This is a genomic window from Paraburkholderia sp. SECH2, from assembly GCF_030464795.1.
Taxonomy (GTDB): Bacteria; Pseudomonadota; Gammaproteobacteria; order Burkholderiales; family Burkholderiaceae; genus Paraburkholderia; species Paraburkholderia aspalathi.
Map to the genome: position 1 here is coordinate 22,880 of NZ_JALPRH010000024.1, position 16,796 is coordinate 39,675.

Annotated in this window: 15 protein-coding genes; 8 read left to right on the forward strand and 7 right to left on the reverse strand. The window is 61.4% G+C overall.

What is annotated here, in order from left to right:
- Positions 1-90: 90 nt before the first annotated feature.
- From M0D66_RS29655 to glnT, 6 genes are all read right to left on the reverse strand, one after another.
- Complete coding sequence (locus M0D66_RS29655) at positions 91-1,908, reverse strand: bifunctional protein-serine/threonine kinase/phosphatase (protein WP_266212398.1); 1,818 nt, start codon at positions 1,906-1,908, stop codon at positions 91-93.
- The gene (locus tag M0D66_RS29660; protein WP_093635335.1) at positions 1,909-3,351 is read right to left on the reverse strand and encodes an APC family permease; all 1,443 of its coding nucleotides are present in this window, start codon (positions 3,349-3,351) and stop codon (positions 1,909-1,911) included.
- 80 nt (positions 3,352-3,431) lie between these two features.
- Positions 3,432-4,793: an FMN-binding glutamate synthase family protein gene (locus M0D66_RS29665; RefSeq protein ID WP_266212399.1), complete on the reverse strand. Its 1,362-nt coding sequence runs from the start codon at positions 4,791-4,793 to the stop codon at positions 3,432-3,434.
- Positions 4,794-4,816: 23 nt separating this feature from the next.
- Entirely contained in the window at positions 4,817-5,506 is a 690-nt protein-coding gene (locus M0D66_RS29670) for a protein glxC (RefSeq protein WP_200621253.1), read from the reverse strand.
- Entirely contained in the window at positions 5,494-6,402 is a 909-nt protein-coding gene (locus M0D66_RS29675) for a glutamine amidotransferase family protein (RefSeq protein ID WP_200621254.1), read from the reverse strand. The genes M0D66_RS29670 and M0D66_RS29675 overlap by 13 nt, the downstream gene beginning before the upstream one ends.
- Before the next feature lie 11 nt (positions 6,403-6,413).
- Positions 6,414-7,802 (reverse strand): type III glutamate--ammonia ligase, encoded by a 1,389-nt coding sequence (gene glnT / locus M0D66_RS29680; protein ID WP_266212400.1) that lies wholly within the window; start codon positions 7,800-7,802, stop codon positions 6,414-6,416.
- A gap of 224 nt (positions 7,803-8,026) precedes the next feature.
- Between glnT and M0D66_RS29685 the strand changes: the two genes are divergently transcribed.
- On the forward strand, positions 8,027-8,632 hold the full coding sequence (locus M0D66_RS29685; protein ID WP_200621255.1) for a helix-turn-helix domain-containing protein: 606 nt from the start codon (positions 8,027-8,029) through the stop codon (positions 8,630-8,632).
- Positions 8,633-8,890: 258 nt separating this feature from the next.
- Here the strand turns inward: M0D66_RS29685 and M0D66_RS29690 are convergent, their stop codons facing one another.
- Positions 8,891-9,856 (reverse strand): LysR family transcriptional regulator, encoded by a 966-nt coding sequence (locus M0D66_RS29690; protein ID WP_093635387.1) that lies wholly within the window; start codon positions 9,854-9,856, stop codon positions 8,891-8,893.
- A 187-nt stretch (positions 9,857-10,043) separates the two neighbouring features.
- On the opposite strand from M0D66_RS29690, the gene M0D66_RS29695 reads away from it, so the two are divergent.
- From M0D66_RS29695 to hutC, 7 genes are all read left to right on the forward strand, one after another.
- A complete protein-coding gene (locus M0D66_RS29695) occupies positions 10,044-11,231 on the forward strand; it encodes an FAD-binding oxidoreductase (RefSeq protein WP_266212401.1) in 1,188 nt (395 codons plus the stop codon).
- 340 nt (positions 11,232-11,571) lie between these two features.
- Positions 11,572-12,423 carry an ABC transporter substrate-binding protein gene (locus M0D66_RS29700; RefSeq protein ID WP_200621257.1) on the forward strand — a complete coding sequence of 284 codons (852 nt, stop codon included), beginning with the start codon at positions 11,572-11,574 and terminating at the stop codon, positions 12,421-12,423.
- Positions 12,390-13,172 carry an amino acid ABC transporter permease gene (locus tag M0D66_RS29705; RefSeq protein ID WP_266212402.1) on the forward strand — a complete coding sequence of 261 codons (783 nt, stop codon included), beginning with the start codon at positions 12,390-12,392 and terminating at the stop codon, positions 13,170-13,172. Before M0D66_RS29700 ends, M0D66_RS29705 begins: the two co-directional genes overlap by 34 nt.
- On the forward strand, positions 13,162-13,956 hold the full coding sequence (locus tag M0D66_RS29710; RefSeq protein ID WP_234486978.1) for an amino acid ABC transporter ATP-binding protein: 795 nt from the start codon (positions 13,162-13,164) through the stop codon (positions 13,954-13,956). Before M0D66_RS29705 ends, M0D66_RS29710 begins: the two co-directional genes overlap by 11 nt.
- Positions 13,957-13,994: 38 nt before the next feature.
- Positions 13,995-14,849 carry a phytanoyl-CoA dioxygenase family protein gene (locus M0D66_RS29715; RefSeq protein ID WP_200621259.1) on the forward strand — a complete coding sequence of 285 codons (855 nt, stop codon included), beginning with the start codon at positions 13,995-13,997 and terminating at the stop codon, positions 14,847-14,849.
- Positions 14,846-15,985 (forward strand): histidinol-phosphate transaminase, encoded by a 1,140-nt coding sequence (gene hisC / locus M0D66_RS29720; protein ID WP_266212403.1) that lies wholly within the window; start codon positions 14,846-14,848, stop codon positions 15,983-15,985. The genes M0D66_RS29715 and hisC overlap by 4 nt, the downstream gene beginning before the upstream one ends.
- A gap of 50 nt (positions 15,986-16,035) precedes the next feature.
- Positions 16,036-16,788, forward strand: a complete 753-nt coding sequence (hutC, locus tag M0D66_RS29725; protein ID WP_200621261.1) for a histidine utilization repressor — start codon at positions 16,036-16,038, stop codon at positions 16,786-16,788.
- Positions 16,789-16,796 lie beyond the last annotated feature (8 nt).

Below are 16,796 nucleotides of genomic sequence, written 5' to 3' on the forward strand. Positions count from 1 at the left end.
TTCGACAATAGCTCAGCCGGTCGGCAATTTTTCTACGGGCAGGATACCTTATCAAGTGATCTGTTACGGGGGCTGCGTCGCCGGCCCCGCTCAATGCCGCATCAACGACCACAGCAACAACGCCAGCAACAGCACCACGACCACCTGCCAGAACAGCACCGGATCGCTCTCGAGCAAAGGCTTGCGCCGGATCGGCGCCATCGCGTCCCGACCGCTCGAAAAACGTTCGAGATCGGCGCAGACTTCGAGCACGTCCTGATACCTACGCACCGGATCGGGTTGCAGCGCTTTCTCCAGCACCAGGTCGAGCCATAGCGGCGCGTCCGGCCGGTACTGATAGAGCGGCACACGGCCATTGAAGCCGTAGGGCAGCTTGCCGCCGCTGAACAACCGGTACAGAGTCACGCCAAACGCGAACACCTCGGAGCGCGCATCGCCCAGCGCGCCCTTCATCAACTCAGGCGCCATATAAGCGGGTGAGCCCGGTGCGACGTCGGGACCCGGCAACTGCATGCCCGGCATATAACCGAAGCCGAGATCGAGCAGGCGCGTGCTATCGCCCCACATCACCAGCACGTTCTCGGGTTTGATATCGCGATGGAAGATATTGCGGCGATTCAGCACGTCGATCGAATGACCCAACTGTCGCGCGATCTTGAGCGCACGTGGCAGCGCCATGGGCTGAGGCGCCGCCAGCAGTTTTTCGAGCGTGACACCTGAGCCGAGCGGCATCACCACATAGAGCCGGGTTTGCCGGTCGGCATCGATCGGCATCGGCGCGAGCACGCCGTCGTCGCTGATCTTGCCGGCCAGCCAGCGCTCGCGCACGATCGACTGCCGCACGTTCTCGTCCTGCTCGACACGCGGCTTGGGAAACTTGAGCGCCAGCGGCGTGTTCGGATCGGCAAGATCGTAGCCGGCGAAAATCCGCGAATAGAAGCCATCGCTCAACACGCTCTTGAGCAGATATCCGTCGATCACTTCACCGGCGTCGGGCACCGCCGGAATCGGCAAGGTGCCGACCACCCGCTCAAGGTAACCGACATCGAGCAAAGGCAGGCCGCCCACATCGAGCACCGCGCTCGTCACGTCGTCCTGCGAGCCGCGCGTCATCGCTAGCGCATTGAGCCGGCGTGCCGTTTCGAGCGCACCGCCGCGCGCCGCCAGCACTGTCTGCAGCTCGCGCATCGGCACGCGGCGATAGAGTCCGTCGGAGCACATCAGCAGGCGGTCGCCCTCGTGCAGCTCAAGCGTTTCGATGCGCGTCACCAGTGTCGGAAGCATGCCGACCGCATGCGCCACATAAGAACCGAAGGCGACCGGCACCACGTCGTCGTCACCGAGCTGGGTCAGTTGACCATCGCGCAGCAGATAGAGCCGCACATCGCCGGCCGCGACCAGATACGCGGTAGCGCGGCGCACGATCAGCGCCGCAAAAGACGCGGACATTTGCTTCAGCGCAGGGTCGACGCGGCCGATCTGATGCAGCCAGCCGTGTATTGCCTCGAGCGCGCGCGCAGCGGCGACGCCGGGCTGCAAGGTGTCGGCGAGCCCGTAATAGGCATCGATAAAGGTCCGCACCGAGAGTTCGGCCGCGACCCGGCCGCCCTTGCTGCCGCTCACGCCATCGGCGAGAGCGATCACGCTGCCACGCGCGGCGCGCTCCGCCAGATCGCCGAGCATCACGCCGACGTAGTCTTCGTTGATGTGATCCTGCCCGCGGGCGCGGGCAGGGAAAGAAACACAACCGATCTCGAGCGCGGCGCACTCGCCGCGCTCCGGCTTCAACTGCAGATCGATTTCCTGGCCGTCCATTCCGCGACCGCTAGTGGGCCTTCCCTCTGGATCGTCTGGCACCTGGCCGGTGTTCGGTGCGGGCAAGCTATCCTGGGAGAAGGGTTCATTCATTTACTTTTTGCCGTGGGTCATCACGTCGCTTGTTTCCAGATCGTGCTCGATCTTCTCGAGCACCTGCGGCGAGCGCTTCTTGAGCATCAACAACCAGACCGCGCCAACCAGCATATACGCAACGAACAGATACGGCAGGATGTTATACGGATAATCGGGCACCGGATACACGCTGCCGATGACCGCGCCGACCATCGCCAGTGCGCCGAGCACACCCCACACAACGTTGCTCGTCTTGAGCTCGCCCTGCTTCTTCAGATAAACCGGTGCCGCGATGGCGACCAGGAAATACACGACCAGGAAGCCAAACGTCGCAAAGGTACTGGTGTAGCCGAAGGTATTGAGCGGACCCGTGCCGAGCATTGCGATACACACCACAAAGGTCACGATGGAGGAAAACGCAACGGCAATGTACGGTGTCTGATGCGTGCGGTGCACCATGCCCATCGAGCGATGCACGAACTGATAGCGGCCCATCGAATACAGCAGACGGCTGGACGAGTTGATACACGCAAGCACGCACGAGAAAGCGCTGACCGAGGCAATCAGATAAAACACCGGACCGAGCGGCGAGGCGCCGACGCTCGTGAGCAAGGTGCTGAGCACGGCAGAATCGCCGCCGAGCTTGGCTGCGTCGTCGTGGTAGGCAATCGTCATCGAATAGGCCACAAACATGAAGAACAGGCCCGACAGGATCACGCACCAGACCACCGCACGCGGAATGACGCGCAGCGGATTCCTGGTTTCCTGGCCGAGCGAGGCCGCACTCTCGAAACCCACGTACGAGAAAATGCCGAGCACCATGCCCTGTGCCATGCCCTTACCGCTCACGCCCTGCAGCCCCAGTTGCGTATGGTCGATGATATGGTCCGGATGCAGTGCGAGCACGTAGATCAGCACGCCGCCCACGATCACCACCGAAGCGGCTTCGATGGCCAGCGAAAGGCGCGAGGAGAGCTTCACGTCTCGCGCCGAGAAGAACCAGGCAAGGCCGACAAAGATCGTGTAGACCGCCCACGATGGGATATTGATACCCCAGGCCGTAAAAGCGTTCTGCACGAACACCACGCCTGCGGCGCCAACCCCCATTGCCGTGCCCACGTAAGCCGCGATCAATCCCCAGCCGGCAATGCCACCCGCCATCGGCCCAAGCGCGCGCGAGATGTAGATAAAGAACGAACCGGCCGAGGCGATTCGGCTCGAGAGCGCGATGATGCTCATGCTCACCAGCAACAGCCCGAGCGTCGAAAGACCATAAATCAACCACGTCCCCGCACCGGCCAGCGCCGCGATTGCGGTCACGTTGATCGATGGCGTGAAAGTTGGTGAAAGGTTCGCGATGGATTGGCCGATGACCTCGGGAAAACCTAGCGTGCCGGCACGCAGACCGCCGGATGGTACCGATGCTGGTGTTGCTTGCGTGGTGCTTTGCGGAGTGCTCATGTCGGGCTCCTGATAGAGGGGTGAATCAAGGTTGAGTGCACTCAACTTTTCCACAGTCAAAAATCTCAAAACAACTCAATTCATGGGGTCCATCCAGGAATCCACGAAGTACCCGCGAGCGGAATACGCGCCATTGCCGCAGCCTCGACCGTCAGCGCGACCAGATCCTCCGGTTCGAGGTGATGGACGTTCTGCTTGCCGCACGCTCGCGCGATCGTCGTCAGTTCCATGTTCAGTGTCTTCAGGTAGTTGCGCACGCGGCGCGAACCTTCATCGGGCTGCACACGTTGTTCGAGTACCGCGTCCTGGGTGGTCACGCCGACCGGGCACTTGCCCGTGTGGCAGTGATGGCAGAAACCCGGCGACGTGTTCAGCGCTGCGTAGTCCGCCGCCGCCGAATGCAGCGCGCCGTTCTGAAAGTACGTATCGCTGTTGCAGCCGAGCGCCATCAGCATGCCCTGCCCGATCGCCACCGCATCCGCGCCGAGCGCCAAGGCCTTCGCCACATCAGCACCGGTGCGGATGCCGCCCGAGACGATCAGTTGCACCTGGCCTTTCATATTCAGATCTTCGAGCGCGTCCACCGCCTGGCGAACCGCGGCCAGCGTCGGAATACCGACGTTCTCGATGAAGCAGGTCTGCGTCGCCGCCGTGCCGCCCTGCATCCCGTCGATCACCACCACGTCCGCGCCCGCATGCACCGCAAGCTTGACGTCGTTGAACGTGCGGGTTGCGCCGACCTTCACGTAGATCGGTTTTTCCCAATCGGTGATTTCGCGCAGTTCCTGAATCTTGATCGCCAGATCGTCCGGCCCGGTCCAGTCCGGGTGACGGCTCGCCGAACGCTGATCGACACCGGCCGGCAAGGTGCGCATCGAGGCAACACGCGGATTGACCTTCTGCCCGAGCAGCATGCCGCCGCCGCCCGGTTTCGCGCCCTGGCCGATTACGATTTCGATCGCATCGGCGCGGCGCACGTCGTCCGGGTTGAAGCCATAGCGCGACGGCAGGCACTGATAGACCAGCGTCTTCGACGAGCGGCGCTCTTCCTGCGTCATGCCGCCGTCGCCGGTGGTGGTCGAGGTGCCCATCGCGGTCGCGGCCTGGCCGAGCGCTTCTTTCACGTTCGCGGAGAGCGCGCCGAAGCTCATGCCGGCAATCGTGATCGGAATATCCAGCACCACCGGCTTTGTGGCGAAGCGCGTGCCGAGCACGGTCTGCGTCGCGCATTTCTCGCGGTATCCTTCGAGCGGATAGCGCGACAGCGAGGCGCCGAGAAACAGCAGATCGTCGAAATGCGGCACCCGGCGTTTCGCGCCCAGACCGCGAATTTCGTAGAGGCCGCGCTGCGCGGCCGAGTGGATATAGTCGATCGTCTTGCGGTCGTAGCCTTGCGACTCTTCCTGCTGCAAGCGGACGAATTGAACGGGTTTGGCTTCCATGGGGGCCTTCTTAGAGAGCGTGTTCAATATTCCTGGTTCGCGTCGGCGTTCCAGTGATAGAGCGTGCGAGCGGAGGCGATCCGTTTGAACGACGCCGGGTCGTGGTCCATGCCGGCGGCGCTGAGCAGCGTGCGCACCGCGTCGATATCCGCCGGCGTCATCGGCTCGTACTGCGCGTCCGCACCGAGCGATTTCACGTCGCCGCGCACGTACAGCACCGCTTCGTAGAGCGAGTCGCCGAGCGCATCACCCGCATTGCCACAGATCACCATGCGGCCCGCCTGCGCCATGAAAGCCGAGAAGCTGCCCACCGAGCCGCCCACCACGATGTCGCCACCCTTCAACGAAATACCGCAGCGCAGGCCCGCATCGCCGTCGATCACCAGCAGGCCGCCGTGCGCCGAAGCGCCCGCGCCGTTCGACGCGAAACCCTTCACATGCACCTTGCCGCTCATCATGTTTTCCGCGACACCAGTGCCCGCGCTGCCGTCGATCTCGATCGTCGCGTGCTTGTTCATGCCGCCTGCGTAATAGCCGGCGTGACCGGCGATCGTCACTCGCACCGGCGCATCCACACCAACCGCGAGGTTATGCGCGCCGTTCGGTGAGACGATGGTCACCGCCTGGCCCTCCAGTTCGCTCGCCGGTTTGTGCAGGAACTGGTTCAGCTCACGGACCGTCGTACGCTCCAGATCGAAAGTCAGGCTTTCCATACATACATCTCCTCAGGTGCGGGTTCGAAGACCCTGGCGTTCTTGATATCGGGCAGATGCGCAAGCGAACGGAACTCGGAAGCGATCGCGACGTAGTCGTCGTTTTCCGCGACCACCGCCGGTTTGCACGCGAAGGGATCGCGAATCAGCGCGAGTTCGGTCGAGGTGCCCATCAGGAACGTGTAGAAGCCGTCGAGTTCTTCGAACCCCTTCTGCAAGGCGACCGGCAACGTGTCGCCTTCGCGCAGCCGCCATTCGAGAAAGCGGCAGGCGGCTTCGGTGTCGTTGTCGGTATCGAAGTGAATGCCTTGCGGTTCGAGCTTGCGGCGCACGCCATGCGCATTCGAGAGCGAGCCGTTGTGGACGAGGCAGAAATCATCGCCGGCCGTGAACGGATGCGCGCGGTCGGGCGTTACCGCCGATTCGGTCGCCATGCGTGTATGGCCGACCAGGTGCGAGCCTTTCAGGTTCGCAAAGTCATAACGCTCGGCGACTTGCGACGGCGAGCCAATATCCTTGTACAGATCGATCGAGCGGCCGCTCGACAGCAGATACAGCTTTGGATAGCGCTCGCGCAGCCACGTCTTCACGCGCTCGACATTGCCTTGCACCGTCAGTACCGCATGATTGCCTTTCGCATCGACACGGGCGGTCACGTCCATCGCCGCGTTCAATGCGTCCAGCAGCGGTTGCCATGCGAAGTCCGCGCCTTCGTCGGTGAAGCCCGCGTAGATGCTCAGCTTTCGCTGGCTCGCGTCGACTTGTTTGCCGAACACCGCGAGGCCCGCCGAATCCGGTCCGCGCTCGGTCATGCCGATCAGCATCGGCACCATCAGTTCGCCGAGCCGTTCGCGCAATGCCGGCGTCTTGACCAGCAAGCCCACAATTCCGCACATGGTGCTTCTCCTTAGAAGAATTCGAGGTAGGTCTTCAGTTCCCAGTCCGAAACGTGGCGCATGTATTCGATCCACTCCATCCGTTTGAGCTTGAGGAATTCATCGGCAACCGGGCCGAGCGCGTCGTAGATCACGCGGTCGCTTTCCAGCGCGTCGAGTGCTTGCTCGAGGTTTTGCGGCAGCACGCCGATGCCGTGTTCGGAGAGTTTCGCGGGCGACCACTCGTAGAGATTCTCGTTAGCCGGTTCGCCCGGCGACAAACCACGGTCAACGCCGTCCAGCCCCGCGGCAATCACAGCCGACGTCGCGAGATACGGATTGCACGCGCCATCCGGCAAACGCAACTCGATGCGCTCGCCGGGCATGCGCACCATCGTCGAACGGTTGTTGTCGCCGTAGCTGATGTAGGCCGGCGCCCACGTTGCGCCTGTCAGCGAGCGGCCAACCACGAGGCGCTTGTACGAGTTCACCGTCGGATTGCACAGCGCGGCCAGCGCGGGCGCGTGCGCGAGCAAACCAGCGGTGAATTGATAGCCGAGCGTGGACAGGCCCATGCCGAGCTTGTCGCTCTTGTCGGAGAACAGGTTGCGTTCGCCGTCGCCTATCGACATATGCATGTGCATGCCATTGCCGGGACGATTCGCGAACGGCTTCGGCATGAACGAGCAGATCATGCCGAGTTCATTGGCGATCTCGGAGGCGGCCATCTTGAAGAACACGTAGTGATCGCACGAGGTCAGGCAATCGGTGTACGTGTAGTTGATTTCGAACTGACCGTTCGCGTCTTCGTGATCGATCTGATAGACGTCGATGCCGACCGCGCGCATCGATTCGGTGAGCGTTTCCAGGAAGACGCGCGTACGCGAGAGTCCCTTGTAGTCGTAGCACGGCTTGGCGAGCGTATCGCTCGGATCGCATGGCTCAAGCGTGCCGGACGCCGAACGACGCAGCAGCGAGAATTCCGGCTCCAGACCTGTGAAAAGCGTCCAGCTGCGCTCGGTCATCCGTGCGACCTGTTTCTTCAAGGTCACGCGCGAGTCGTATTGCCACGCTTCGCCATCCACATGACCGTCGCAGACGATCCGTGCCAAGCCCGGCTGCCACGGCACCGGCGTGAGCGTCGCCAGATCGCCGACGGCCATATAGTCGGGACCGTTCGGCTCGATCCCTACTCCCCAAATCGCAAACCCAGCGAAACCGGCACCCGCCGTCAACACGCTCTTCAGATGACTGACCGGCACCGACTTCGCCTTGGCCACGCCGTGAATATCGACAAACTGCGCCAGCACGTACTTCACGCCCTGCTGCGTCAGATACGCTTGCGCCTCTTCCGCCGAGCCGAAACGCGGCACGCATCCGAGCTCGTTGACCGGCAGCTTGCTCGCATCGTTCAGGTTCATCGCCACTCCTTGCAACTGCATCTTTCGTGGTTTGGAAAAGCCACACGCAACGCGTGTGACCGGGTTGCGCAACACGCTCCCGAACGCCGCTTGTGGCGCGCTTCGAGCCTGTTTTCAATCGGCCGGATATTTTATTGGTGAGAAACAAAGATTCTTTTTGTGAAACTCTTTGCGCGTGACTCAGCGCTGCAATCTGCTACGCTTTCGTTTTACGTGAGGCTTACATGCAAATCGGTGAAGATAATAAAACGCCGCTTGAACGCTATCTCGGCAACACCATTCGCGAATTACGCCAGCGCCACGGTCTGACCATCGCTCAGGTTTCCGCTCAGGCCGGCATCAGCCGCGGCATGCTCTCGAAGATCGAAAACGCGCAGACTTCCGCAGGTCTCGAGGTCCTCAACCGCATTGCACAGGCGCTCGGCGTTTCGCTCTCCATGCTGTTTCGCAATTTCGACGTGCCACAAGGCGGTGCACAGCTCGTCAAAAAAGGCAGTGGCATGGAAGTGGTTCGCAAGGGCACCAAAAGCGGCCACACCTATCACCTGCTTGCCTATGACCAAGGTCCTCGTAAGCTTTTCGAACCCTTCCTGATTACGATGGAGGACGAAGCCGAACGCTTTCCCGTGTTTCAGCATCCGGGCACCGAATTCATTCACATGCTCAAGGGCGTGATCGAATACCGTCACGGTCAGCAAACCTACATTCTTCATCCTGGCGACACGCTCACTTTCCAGGGCGAGATTCCGCACGGTCCGGAACGCCTGATCAAGACGCCTATTCAATTCCTGTCGATCTTTGTGTATCCGCAATCGAGTGCAGCTGACTGATCGCTCGCTGCGACCGTCTCAGTCGATGCCTCTATCAATGCAACGTTTGTGCCATGTTTATCTGAGTGAATCAAAGATTCCCACCAATAAACGCTTTGGACGCCATGCGTCGTTCCTGATTTCGATACTGAAAGGTTCATCAGCCTGACTCCGGTGCACATCGTCGCTGTGACTGGTGCGACTTTGCACAAAAACGAGGTGGGCGGTTAAGCAGCGTTAAAAGCAACGCTTATACAAACGCGTGCTATGGCGCCTGAATCAGCGCAATGCATCGTCCGGCAGATCGGGTAGCGCCCGCGCGAGCGACGGTTGAATCGCGTTGTCCAGCACGCCGCGCGTCAGCATGACGATGTCGCCGGCGAACTGTTCCCACTCGCCCTGGCGATGCAGCAGAAAAAAATCGCGCCGCCCGAGGCGGCTCGGCGGCAACGGCATCACTGCGATATCGTCCAGATAGTGCCGCGCCTGCCACAGACACAAAGGCGTCGAAATTGCGAACCCCGCCCGCGCGGCCACCAGACTCAGCAGCGGATCGGTCGCGTCGAACTCGTAACGCCGCGGACTGTTAATGCCCAGATGCCGCACGAAACGTTCGATCTGCTGGCCGATCACCGAGCGCGCCGTATAGCGGATCAGCGGCAACTCGAGCGCAAGTGTGCGCCAGTCGATATTGCGGCGTCCGTTCAACTGGCTGCGCGCAACCACCACCACGAATGCCTCGGAAAACAGCGGCACTTCGACGATCCGTGGGTCGCTCAGCGTGGTCTGCGTGCAGATCGTGATATCCAGTTCGCGGTCGTGCAACTGCTTGCTCAAGCCCGGCGTGAGACCGGACCACATCGAAATCTGCCGCTCTGAATTCGACACCGCACGAATCAATTCCGGCCCGACAGTGGCCGCGAACGAATCGACGCAACCCAGGCGCACCGGCATCTTGCCGGTATGCGAGGCATCGCCGATCCGCGCGCTCACCATCTGCGCGTGTTCGATCAACGGCCCTGCCAACTCCAGCAACGCGCGCCCCGCTACATTCGGGCGCGGCGGACGGCTCTCGCGATCGAACAGCGTCAGGCCCTGATCTCGCTCCAGCGCGGCAATCGACTGGCTGATGGCGCTCTGGCTCACGCCGAGCTGCTTCGCCGCGCCCGTCATCGAGCCGCTGTCGCAGACAGCCACAAACGCCTGCAACGCGCGCAGATCGATCGGGGTCGGGGTTCGTCTCATGAGATGCTCCGCTCGCATGGGTGACATGCAGGTCATCCCGTGCGGTACGCGCGGCTCGGTGCCGAGGTTCGCAGGCTTGCTGCACAGGATGAGAAATTGCATTGGCTCGCCATAAGTTTGCCTAATACAAAATTGGCGCGGCCAACGTTTTCCTAGAATTCGCCTCATTGCCTACACAGAGGTCCACATGAGCCACTACGATTTCATCGTGATTGGCGCTGGCGTCATCGGCGCGTCGGTCGCCCATCATCTCGCCGCACTGGGCGCGCAAAGCGTGCTGGTTATCGAACAGGGCACGATCGGCGCGGGCACCACGTCACAGTCGTCCGGCCTGTTGCGCACGCACTATTCGGTGCGCCAGAACGTGGAACTCGCGCGCTCTTCGTGGTGGGCATTCAATAATTTCGCTGACTATCTCGGCGACGATGAAGCGTCCTGCGGTCTCGTCAAATGCGGCTATCTGATCTGCGCGCCCGACGGCGACAAGCTGGAGCCGCTGCGCGCCTCGCTCGCCGCGCAGCAGGATATGGGCATCGAAGTGCAACTGCTCGACAAGGCTGAGGCGCACGAGCGCCTGCCGATTGCGCACTTCGACGACGCCGCGCTGATCGGCTATGAACCGGAGGCGGGTTTTGCGGATGCCTATCTGGTGGCGACCGGCTTTGCCCGCTCTGCGCGCCGACGCGGTGTCAAGATCATGGAAGGCGTGACGGTTATGGGGCTCGTGCGCGAAGGACGCCGGATCACCGGAGTCGCAACCAGCGCGGGTAACTTCAGTTGCGGCACGCTGATCAGCACGCAGAACATCTGGACGCCGGAACTCGCCGGCTGGATCGGTGTGCCGCTGCCGGTCAAGCCGGAGCGACACACGGTGCTCGCGCTCGAATGCGACGGTGCCGCGTACTCGTTCAAAATGCCGGCGTTCAAGGACCTGGGCTCGGACGGCATGCTCTATTACCGCAGCTATGGCGGCAGTCAGATGCTGGTGTCGGAAGGTGTAGTCGGCGAAACGTTGAACTCACCGGAAACCGAACAGGGCGATATCTCGCTCGACTATGTCGCCGAAGTCGGCGCGCAAGTTGCCGAACGCTTCCCTGCTTATGAGGCCGCGGGTCTCGCTTCGTCATGGACCGGCGTCTACGACGTGACGCCCGACTGGAATCCGGTATTGGGCCAGGTCGGCGATATCGACGGACTCATTGTCGGCTTTGGCTTCTCGGGGCACGGCTTCAAGCTGTCGCCGGGCATCGGCAAGATCCTCGCGCAGTATGCGCTCGGTCTACCCACGGATGTTTCTCTCTCACCCTATGCGCTCGACCGGTTCGCCAGCGGCGAGCTGCTGGTGGGCAAGTACGGTTCGGGCGCAGTCTCCTGACTCCGAATCCCGATCTCTGAATCGCTCGCCATCGGATTCGGGCAGCGCATCGCGTTGCACATACGTCACGTCGTCTCACCACGAGCGATCGGCTAATCGCGCAACGCGATTCCAGCGCCGAAAGAACGTTCACACCCTCCCCCTCCGATTTGCACTCAGGCCACAAACCTGACGTGCAGGTGCCGACTTTCCCTCCGTTATCGACGCCGAAAAAAAGCTTGGCTATTTTTTTGTTGCAGTATAGTCCGGTCTAGACCGCATCGCGAAGGGATTTCATCGAGGTATCGCGGACGCGCACAACGTTTCCCCAGCCGTTCCCTTTCTGCACGGAGTGTTCGCCATGAATCGTCTGATCGCGTTATGTGCCGCCGCCGTCCTGTTCAGCTCCGCATTTCCAGTCGCCGCGGGGTGTCTGGACGACGTGAAGTCGAGCGGTGTCCTGACAGCGGGCAACGGCCTGATGGGTACCCGCCCTTTCGTCTGGCAAAACGAGGACGGCAGCTACGGCGGCTTCGAGGCCGATATGCTGAAGGAAGTGGGCAAGCGCATCGGCGTGCCGAAGACGGACTTCGTCGTCACCGAATGGAGCACGTTGATTCCCGGGCTGAAATCGAAGCGCTGGGACATCATCTTCTCGTCGATGTCGGCCACGCAGGAGCGCATCCAGAGCGCCAACGTGCGTTTCTCACGGCCCTACTTCCTGCTCTACGACGAAATCATTGTCAAAACCGATTCGCCGATCCAGTCGTTCGCAGATCTGAAGAACCGGAAGGTCGCCACAACGCTCGGCACCAACGATTCGGTGAACGCGCACCGGCTCGCGACCGAAGGCCAGATCGGCGAAGTCATGGACTTCAATTCGTTCGGCGAGCCATTCATGGCGTTGCAAAACGGCCAGGTCGACGCGGTACTGCTCGATCAGGGCACCCTGCTCGGCCAACGCGAGAAGATGAAAAATCTTCGCGTTGTCGGTCAGCCGATCTACTACCACCCGAAGCCCGAATGGGTCGACGCCGAGAACAAGGCGAACTATAAATTCGGCACGAGTGCCGCAGCGGTTCGCGCAGAATGCAGCGATCTGCTCACCGCGATCAATGGCGCGCTGCAATCGATGGATCAGGACGGCACGCGCCAGAAGATCCTGACGAAGTACGGTGCATGGTCGCCGGAGCAAGCGGTGCTGACGAAGTAATCGCGCCGATCATGAGCGAGTTCTTCTTTACGCTGATTCCGCGCTACTTTCCGTTCCTGCTGAAGGGCGCGTGGGTGACGATCGAACTGTCGGCCATCAGCATGACGTGTGCGATTGCGCTCGGACTCGCGGTCGCGCTAGGCCGGCTGTCGTCACGGCGCTGGCTTGACTGGCTGCTGCGCGCTTATGTCGAGATCTGGCGCGACGTACCGCTGGTGGTTCAGTTGCTGGTGATCTACTTCACGTTGCCGCAGGTCGGCTTGACCTTGCCGGGATTCTGGGCCGGCGTGCTCGGCCTCGCGCTGAACCTCGGCGCGTATCTTTCGGAAGTGTTCCGCGCAGCGATCCAGGCGGTAGACAACGGTCAGCGTGAAGCGGGGCTGACCATCGGCATGTCGCACACGATGATCTACCGGCGGGTGATTCTTCCGCAAGCGCTGAAGGTTGCGCTCCCCACGATCGGCGGCTATTTCATTTCGTTGCTGAAGGATTCGTCCTTGGTGTCGTTCATCGCGGTCAACGAATTGCTCCGGCACGGCACGATTGTGATCGCCGATACCTTCATGAGCATGCAGGTCTATCTGATGGTGGCGATCATCTACTTCGCGATGAGCTTTGCTGCCGCACGCGGCGTGCGATGGATCGAGCAGCAGTTCACCCCGGTACACCGCGGCGGCAAGCGCGTGTCGACACAGATTCCCGCAAGCAAGGCCGGCGCGGCGAGCACGGAGCCCAATCTTGAAACCTGATCTGAACGGGACGGCGAATCCTTCAACGTCTATTCTCGAAGTGCGCGCACTCGAAAAATCATTCGGCGCGGTACAGGTGCTCAAAGGCATCGACCTGCGTATCCGGCCCGGCGAGGTCAGTTTCTTCATCGGTCCGAGTGGCGGGGGCAAGTCCACGCTGCTCCGTTGCATCAATTTTCTGGACATGCCGACCGGCGGTGAAATTCATTTCGACGGCGAACGGCTTTGTCATCAGGATGGCGCCACGTTTCGCACGAAGCCGGAAGCGCAACTGCGCATTGCACGGCGCAAGATGCCCATGGTGTTTCAGCAATTCAATCTGTTCGCTCATCGCACCGTGCTCGAAAACGTGATCGAAGGGCCGATCCACGTGCAGCGTCGCCAACGCGATGAAGTCATCAGTGAGGCCTCGGCGATCCTGCATCAGGTTGGCCTCGGTAATCGCCTTGGCTACTACCCTGATCAGTTATCGGGCGGCCAGCGCCAGCGCGTTGCGATTGCGCGGGCACTGGCGATGAAACCGAAAGTCGTCCTGTTCGACGAGCCGACCTCGGCGCTCGATCCGGAGCTTGTCGCGGGCGTGCTCGACACGATTCGCACTCTTGCCGATGCGGGTTTGACGCTTGCCATCGTGACCCATGAGATGGCGTTCGCGCGAAAGCTCGCCGACACGATTCATTTTGTCGCCGACGGCGTCATTCTGGAGTCAGGCACCCCTGACTCGATTCTCGGTGCGACAGGAAACAGCCGCATCGCCGATTTCATTCGGGCAGTTGAGCGGTGAGCAGCGTGCAATGTCAATCACATATAAAGGAAACGGAGATGTCTGAAACCATTCAACAGCGCGTCGCGCGCGCGGTGACCGACGATCTGGTGCGGGCGTTTCGTGTCGACGGCGCGGTGTGTATTCGCAACATTTTCTCCGAGGATGAACTGGCGATGTTGCGCGAGGCCATCGACCACAACATCGCTCAACCGAGTCCGCGTGCAAAAGTGGCGAGCCGGCCGGACGATCCAGGCTGGTTTTTCGAAGACTTCTGCAACTGGCAGGATAACGACGGTTATCGGCGTTTCATCATGGAGTCGCCCGCGCCGAGCGTTGCCGGAGCGTTGATGGGCGGCGAAGCGGCCCGCTTCTATCACGATCATCTGCTGGTGAAGGAGCCCAACACGCGCCAGCGCACGCCGTGGCACCAGGACCAGCCGTACTACAACATCACCGGCGACCAGAACGTCAGCATGTGGATTCCCGTCGATCCGGTCGCGCGAGCATCAACACTCGAATTTGTCGCAGGTTCGCATCGCGGGCCATGGCTGATGCCGCGCACGTTCATTGCCAACGAGGCGAAGTGGTTTCCCGAAGGCAGCCTGACCGATTTGCCCGATATCGAAAGCAATCGCGACGCGTATCCGATCATTGGCTGGGAACTCGAACCCGGCGATATGGTGTGCTTTCATATGCTGACGTTGCATGCCTCGGGCGGCGTTGGTGGCAACCGTCGGCGCCGCGCGTTTTCGCTGCGCTTTATCGGCGACGATATCCGTCACCAGCCACGCCCGTGGCGCACATCGCCGGAGTTTCCAGGTCTGCGCGAGACGCTAGCCGAAGGCGCGCCGATGGCGCACCCGCTGTTTCCGATAGTGTGGCGCGCAGAACAGGGACAGGTGAGCGCATGAGCGAAGCGAAAAGCGAATTGGACGACGCCGTGAGAAACGCACCGGTGCCCGCACATATCCGTGCGTTGCCGCTCTATGTACCGGGCCGCTCCGAGCAATCGGTTGCGCGCGAATATGGTCTTGCACGCATCATCAAACTGGCGTCGAATGAAAATCCGCTCGGCTGCAGCCCACATGTCGCGCAAGCGTTGGCCGAGCAGTTCAGCGGCGCGGATACCGCTCTCGCGCGCTATCCGGACAGCGATGCATTCGATCTGCGCAACGCGCTTGCCCGCTATCATGGTGTGCCGGCCAACCACATCGCGGTGACGAACGGGTCTCACGAACTGATCGATCTGTGCGCCGCGTTGAGTCTGCGTGCCGGCACCGCCGGCCTCTATTCGCAGTACGCATTTCAGGCCTATCCGATCAGTATCAAGGCGCGCGGCGCCACCGCAATCGAAGTACCGGCGTCCGATTACCGTCACGATCCTGCCGCGATGCGCGCGGCGTTGACCCCCGCAACGCGCCTCGTCTACATCTGCAACCCCAACAATCCAACGGGTACGTTGCTGTCCCCGACAGAGATCGAAGTCATTCTGGATTCGGTCGGCCCCGATACGCTCGTGGTACTCGATGAAGCGTATATCGACTACGTCGATCCCACGCTGCGCCCCGATTCGATTTCACTGCTTGCGCGTTATCCGCAACTGGTCGTCGCGCGAACGTTTTCGAAGGCATACGGGTTAGCGTCGCTGCGAGTCGGTTACGGCATCATGCATCCCGATCTTGTCGACGCCATTGCTCGAATCCGCCCGACGTTCAGCGTCAATGCACTCGCGCAGCGCGCGGCACTGGCGGCGCTCGCCGATCGCGCGTTTCTGCAACGCACGCAGAGTCTGAATCGTGCAGGCATTGCGCAAATCACCCAGGCGCTGGAGCGTCAGGGCATTCCGTTCATCCCTACACACGCGAACTTCATTGCGATTGGCCTGAACGACGCAAAAACGGTGGCCCAACGGCTGCTACAAGCCGGCATCGTGGTCCGGCCGCTCGGCGCCTACGAACTGGACGATCTTATTCGCGTGACCATCGGTACCGAAGAGGAAAATGATATGTTTCTGCGCGCGCTGTTCGCGGCGCTTGGGCGAGACTGAAAGCGTAATAGAATCGGTGTCGCTCAATTCGGAATCGAAGGGTAGTACATATGGCTCAAAAACCCGGTGCGCCGTTTCAGCAGATCAAGGCCGTTGTGCGCGACAAGGTTCGCGCAGGCGAATGGGGCGTTGGCGAGCGCATCCCGTCGGAGATCGATCTGGCGACGGCGTTCGGGGTCGCACGCATGACGGTCAATCGCGCTCTACGCGAACTGACCGCCGAGGGTGAGCTCGAACGCGTCGCCGGCGTCGGCACGTTTGTCGCCGAAGGCAAACCGCAGTCGAACCTGCTGATGATCGCTCATATTCGCGATGAGATTCGCTCGCGAGGGCACGAGTATGCCTGCAAGGTCATTACGCTCGTGCGCGAAGCCGCTTCGGTCGAGGTCGCCGCCGCGTTCGGGCTGCCGAGGAATACGCCGGTGTTTCATCTGACATGCGTACATCTGGAAAACGGGCGGCCCATTCAGTTCGAAGACCGGTATGTGAACCCCGCTGCCGCACCGGATTTTCTCACGCAGGATTTCACGGCCGAGCCGCCATCGCAATATCTCTACAACAACGTGTCCCACTACGAACTGGAAATCGAGCATATCGTGGACGCCTGTTTGCCGACGCCTGAACAGGCAGCGCTGCTCGAGATGCGAACCGACGAGCCTTGCTTGATGCTGACACGGCGCACATGGACCGGTGGCACGCCGGTCACACTCGCCCACTTCGTGCATCCCGGCAAGCGGTATCGGCTCGGTTCGCGCTTCAAACCGAATTCGATGCCGAGCCAGGGGTTGGCGAGAGGCCGCTGAAGCGCATG

Bases quoted from the DNA above. Each gene is read 5' to 3' on its own strand.
- glnT (WP_266212400.1), bottom strand. From the start codon at position 7,802: ATGAACCTGAACGATGCGAGCAAGCTGCCGGTCAACGAGCTCGGATGC.
- hutC (WP_200621261.1), top strand. From the start codon at position 16,036: ATGGCTCAAAAACCCGGTGCGCCGTTTCAGCAGATCAAGGCCGTTGTG.
- M0D66_RS29715 (WP_200621259.1), top strand. From the start codon at position 13,995: ATGTCTGAAACCATTCAACAGCGCGTCGCGCGCGCGGTGACCGACGAT.
- M0D66_RS29670 (WP_200621253.1), bottom strand. From the start codon at position 5,506: ATGGAAAGCCTGACTTTCGATCTGGAGCGTACGACGGTCCGTGAGCTG.
- M0D66_RS29660 (WP_093635335.1), bottom strand. From the start codon at position 3,351: ATGAGCACTCCGCAAAGCACCACGCAAGCAACACCAGCATCGGTACCA.
- M0D66_RS29705 (WP_266212402.1), top strand. From the start codon at position 12,390: ATGGTCGCCGGAGCAAGCGGTGCTGACGAAGTAATCGCGCCGATCATG.
- M0D66_RS29665 (WP_266212399.1), bottom strand. From the start codon at position 4,793: ATGGAAGCCAAACCCGTTCAATTCGTCCGCTTGCAGCAGGAAGAGTCG.
- M0D66_RS29695 (WP_266212401.1), top strand. From the start codon at position 10,044: ATGAGCCACTACGATTTCATCGTGATTGGCGCTGGCGTCATCGGCGCG.
- M0D66_RS29700 (WP_200621257.1), top strand. From the start codon at position 11,572: ATGAATCGTCTGATCGCGTTATGTGCCGCCGCCGTCCTGTTCAGCTCC.
- M0D66_RS29675 (WP_200621254.1), bottom strand. From the start codon at position 6,402: ATGTGCGGAATTGTGGGCTTGCTGGTCAAGACGCCGGCATTGCGCGAA.
- M0D66_RS29655 (WP_266212398.1), bottom strand. From the start codon at position 1,908: ATGAATGAACCCTTCTCCCAGGATAGCTTGCCCGCACCGAACACCGGC.
- M0D66_RS29690 (WP_093635387.1), bottom strand. From the start codon at position 9,856: ATGAGACGAACCCCGACCCCGATCGATCTGCGCGCGTTGCAGGCGTTT.
- hisC (WP_266212403.1), top strand. From the start codon at position 14,846: ATGAGCGAAGCGAAAAGCGAATTGGACGACGCCGTGAGAAACGCACCG.
- M0D66_RS29685 (WP_200621255.1), top strand. From the start codon at position 8,027: ATGCAAATCGGTGAAGATAATAAAACGCCGCTTGAACGCTATCTCGGC.